The organism is uncultured Sphingorhabdus sp. (genome assembly GCF_937872355.1).
Taxonomy (GTDB): Bacteria; Pseudomonadota; Alphaproteobacteria; order Sphingomonadales; family Sphingomonadaceae; genus Sphingorhabdus_B.
This window is the reverse complement of sequence record NZ_CALMSV010000260.1, coordinates 1-3,702: the sequence shown is the minus strand read 5'-3', so window position 1 is coordinate 3,702 and position 3,702 is coordinate 1. Positions and strand designations below refer to the sequence as shown.

Genomic DNA, 3,702 nt, shown 5'->3' with positions numbered 1-3,702 from the left:
TAAGGTTATGGAAGGCGGAGCTGGGTAGGCGACGCTTTCCACCAAATTTCAGAGCTTGGCGGCGGGGTTTCTTCCTCCCTCTCCTAAATCCCGCTGCCTCCCGATGTTCCTCCCGCGAACGTCCAACTTCCAAGCCCGGGTCCGTAATGGCCCGGGCATTTTTTGTGATACAGCTCAACAAAAAAGGGCGGCTCTACGGCCGCCCTTCTTATTTGGCTTTTGCGGTTGATCAAACGCGCATCGGCATCAGCACGTAGAGCGCTGGCGATTTGTCATTCTCGCGGATCAATGTCGGAGCGCTTGCGTCGGCAAGGTGCAGCTCGACGGTATCGCCTTCGATCTCGCCTAAAATGTCGAGGAGATAGCGGGCATTGAAGCCGATTTCGAAGCTGTCGTCCGAATAGCTACCCGGAACCTCTTCCGCTGCCGTGCCGTTTTCGGGTGAAGTCACCGACAGGGTGATCTTGTCCTTGTCGAGCGCCATCTTGACTGCGCGGGTCTTTTCGGTGGCGATGGTTGCGACGCGATCGACGCCTTCGGAGAAGCTCTTTGGGTCAATCTTCAGCAACTTGTCGTTTCCGGTGGGTATGACGCGGCTGTAATCGGGGAACGTGCCATCGATAAGCTTTGAGGTCAGGACCGCGCTGTCGAACGTGAAGCGGATCTTGGAGGCCGACAGGTCGATCTGGATCGCGTTACTACCGCTTTCGTCGAGCAGCTTGCGTAGTTCTGCGACGCATTTACGCGGAACAATCACGTCAGGCATACCCTCCGCCCCGGCAGGACGCGGAAGGGTAACACGCGCGAGGCGGTGGCCATCGGTGGCCGCCGCCTTCAGCATCGGATCGCCATCGTCGGTCACGTGCAGGAAAATGCCGTTGAGATAATAGCGTGTTTCTTCGGTCGAGATCGCAAAGCGCGTCTTGTCGATAATCTGGATCAGCGACGGTGCGGGCAGTTCAAAACTGGTCGGCAGCTCGCCTTCGGCGATCATCGGGAAATCATCGCGCGGCAATGTCGCAAGGCTGAAGCGTGCGCGGCCTGCATTCACCGCCATCCGGCCATCAGCCGCGTTCAACTGCACTTGGCTGCCATCAGGCATCTTGCGTGCGATTTCGAAGAGCGTGTGCGCCGAAACCGTGGTCGCACCGGGGATTTCCACATCTCCCGCGATAGTTTCGACAATCTGCAGATCAAGGTCAGTCGCGGTGAGGCGGATAGCGCCATTTTCGCTCGCCTCAATCAGCACATTTGAAAGAATGGGGATGGTGTTACGCCGTTCCACCACCGATTGCACATGGCCAAGGCTCTTCAGCAGTGTGGCGCGCTCGATCGTCGCTTTCATCGTCCGGTCATTCCCCTTAAGCCGCTTCCAGATGGAAACGGCAATTCTTCCCAATTTGCCAAAGGGTCAAAACCCCCAATTTCGGCGAATCTTCCTTAACAAGTTGGAGACCTAGGGCAAGCCGATTGCCTTTACAGCGCCGATTAATCTGTGGAAGAAGGCTGGTGAAGCAAAAGGGGTTAGGAATTTGAGCACAAACGGAAAAAGACTGTTCATCGCAAGGCACGGCGAAACCGTGTTCAACGCGGTCGCACGGATGCAGGGGCAGCACGCTGTGCACACCCCATTGACCCGAGCGGGATTTTTGCAGGCCGATGCGATGGGCAGGGCATTGGCCCCGTGGTTTGATGGAAAACCGACACCGATATTATGGTCGTCAACTGCCGGTCGGGCGCTACAAACGCTGGCGATTGTCGCCGAGCATGTGGGAGCGGACTGGCACCAGACGAAGGCCGATGACCGACTGCAGGAAATCGACGTCGGCGACTGGTCCGAACGCACCTATGCCGACATCCACGCCGAAATCGGTCCCTTTGTCGATCATGATGCGGGGCTGTTCACCGTGCGCCCGCCCAATGGCGAATGGTATGACGACATAGCTCACCGTTTGAACGACTGGATCGCCGATGCCACCTCTGAGCCCGGCGATGCGATTGTCCTGATGCACGGCATGTCGGCCCGGGTCTTGCGCGGCCTACTGCTCGGCGCCGATCCGCACCCGTTGTGCAATGTCCCTATCGCCGACAGCTTGCCGCAAGGCAGTATGGTGATGATCCAGGATGGCATAGAACAGATCGTCACCTTGGGCGAAGGGCAGTTGGAGCGCGCTTGAAACGCCTGCTTATCCTTGCTGCGGTGCTGACCGCTACACCTGTGTTCGCCAAGGAGCGTCTGGGCGCATGGCAAAGCTGGGCGGCGTTCCGCGACGCCGAAACGCCCCGCTGCTACGCCATTGGCGCGCCTGATGAATCGAGCGGCGAGCGCGGCTATGTGTCGGTCGGCTTTTGGCCCAAGCGTGGGTTGGGGCATCAGATCTATGTCCATCTGTCACGCGAAAGATCGGAAAATAGCGGCATCACCCTCAGCGCTGGTGGACGCCGCTTTCGCCTGATCGCCAAAGGCGACTATGGCTGGGCAAAGGACCGCCAAACCGACATGGCGATCATTGCCGCCATCCGTTCGTCGCAGTCTCTGAGCATCACCAGTATCGCGCGCGACGGCCGAAGCATTGTCGATGCCTATGCCACCCGTGGCGCGGCAAGTGCAATCGATGCAGCAGCTTTGGGGTGCGCGGGGTAGCCATGCTTGGCCAAAAAGTGCTTGAGAAACTGACGCCTGAGCAATTGGCTGCAGCGTTCCCCGCTAGCTTTAAAAGCGACGCTATTGTTGCAGCACAAGTCGTTGTTGACATGCTAGCAGCAAAGCAATGGACCGGCCGCTATCAACTCGCTAGCGGCGGCGGGGCAACCTTGATCCCATCCCGCCTTCGATTCGACATTGAGCATTTTGACGAAGCAGCCTTGACATCAGAACAAGTTTTAATGGTACGGGCACTTTTAACTAAGAGTACCGATGGATTTATACGGCAGCGCGCAGCCCAATCTTTGCTACTTAAGCCGACACACCTAGTTTTTCCGTTCATCGTTGGTTTGCTAGGAGAATATGTCATCGAAATTCTACACGACATCAATGCAGCCCTGCCTAATTTTGATCCAGAGGTTGTTCGATCGTTCATCATCGAAAACCCTGCATATTATCGTCTGACCAAGGATCGCATCGCAAGCTACTGGAATTGTTATTATCGGCAGACGGTCACGAGGCGGCAATATGTAGGGTTTCAGGTGGCGCGGGCATTCGATCAAATGGCAAAGATTCACCTTAGGTAGCTGGCGTTTTCCGCGAAAACCCCTATATCGCCGCGCATCATGCAAATCCCCGGCCATATCGATCCCGTAGTCACTCCGCGCGCCATTACGCCGCGCTCCGATGGTCGTATCGACCTGATGGGGCTGTCGCATCTGCAGATCAAACAGCTTTTCCTTGAAAGCCAGCTCGACGAGAAAGCGGCCAAGCTGCGCTCGAAGCAGGTGTTCCACTGGATCTACCATCGTGGTGTCACCGATTTTGAGATGATGACCGATATCGCCAAGACGATGCGCCCCTGGCTGGCACAGCGTTTTGTGATTGGCCGCCCTGAAGTCATTGAGGCACAGGTCAGCAGCGATGGCACCCGCAAATGGCTGCTGCGCACCGACGACGCGCAGGACTATGAAATGGTCTTCATCCCCGATGCGGATCGCGGCACGCTATGCATTTCCTCCCAAGTCGGCTGCACGCTCAACTGCCGTTTCTGCCAC

At 57.2% G+C, this 3,702-nt stretch carries 4 protein-coding genes and 1 pseudogene; 4 read left to right on the top strand and 1 reads right to left on the bottom strand.

The genetic code is table 11. The annotated features are described in order from the left end of the window. Nucleotides 1-229 precede the first annotated feature (229 nt). Nucleotides 230-1,345: a DNA polymerase III subunit beta gene (gene dnaN, locus Q0239_RS16615; RefSeq protein ID WP_115550018.1), complete on the bottom strand. Its 1,116-nt coding sequence runs from the start codon at nucleotides 1,343-1,345 to the stop codon at nucleotides 230-232. A gap of 187 nt (nucleotides 1,346-1,532) precedes the next feature. Here dnaN and Q0239_RS16610 point away from each other — a divergent pair, with 187 nt between their 5' ends. From Q0239_RS16610 to Q0239_RS16595, 4 genes and pseudogenes are all read left to right on the top strand, one after another. After that, nucleotides 1,533-2,177, top strand: a complete 645-nt coding sequence (locus Q0239_RS16610; protein ID WP_298604922.1) for a histidine phosphatase family protein — start codon at nucleotides 1,533-1,535, stop codon at nucleotides 2,175-2,177. Next, nucleotides 2,174-2,644, top strand: a complete 471-nt coding sequence (locus tag Q0239_RS16605) for a hypothetical protein (protein WP_298604921.1) — start codon at nucleotides 2,174-2,176, stop codon at nucleotides 2,642-2,644. The genes Q0239_RS16610 and Q0239_RS16605 overlap by 4 nt, the downstream gene beginning before the upstream one ends. A gap of 2 nt (nucleotides 2,645-2,646) precedes the next feature. After that, nucleotides 2,647-3,231, top strand: coding sequence for a hypothetical protein (locus Q0239_RS16600; RefSeq protein WP_298604919.1), 585 nt, complete (start codon nucleotides 2,647-2,649; stop codon nucleotides 3,229-3,231). A gap of 39 nt (nucleotides 3,232-3,270) precedes the next feature. Next, nucleotides 3,271-3,702 (top strand): annotated as a pseudogene (locus Q0239_RS16595) (23S rRNA (adenine(2503)-C(2))-methyltransferase RlmN); the annotation flags it as partial.

Coding starts and splice junctions, on each gene's coding strand:
- dnaN (WP_115550018.1), bottom strand. CDS start 1,345: ATGAAAGCGACGATCGAGCGCGCCACACTGCTGAAGAGCCTTGGCCAT.
- Q0239_RS16600 (WP_298604919.1), top strand. CDS start 2,647: ATGCTTGGCCAAAAAGTGCTTGAGAAACTGACGCCTGAGCAATTGGCT.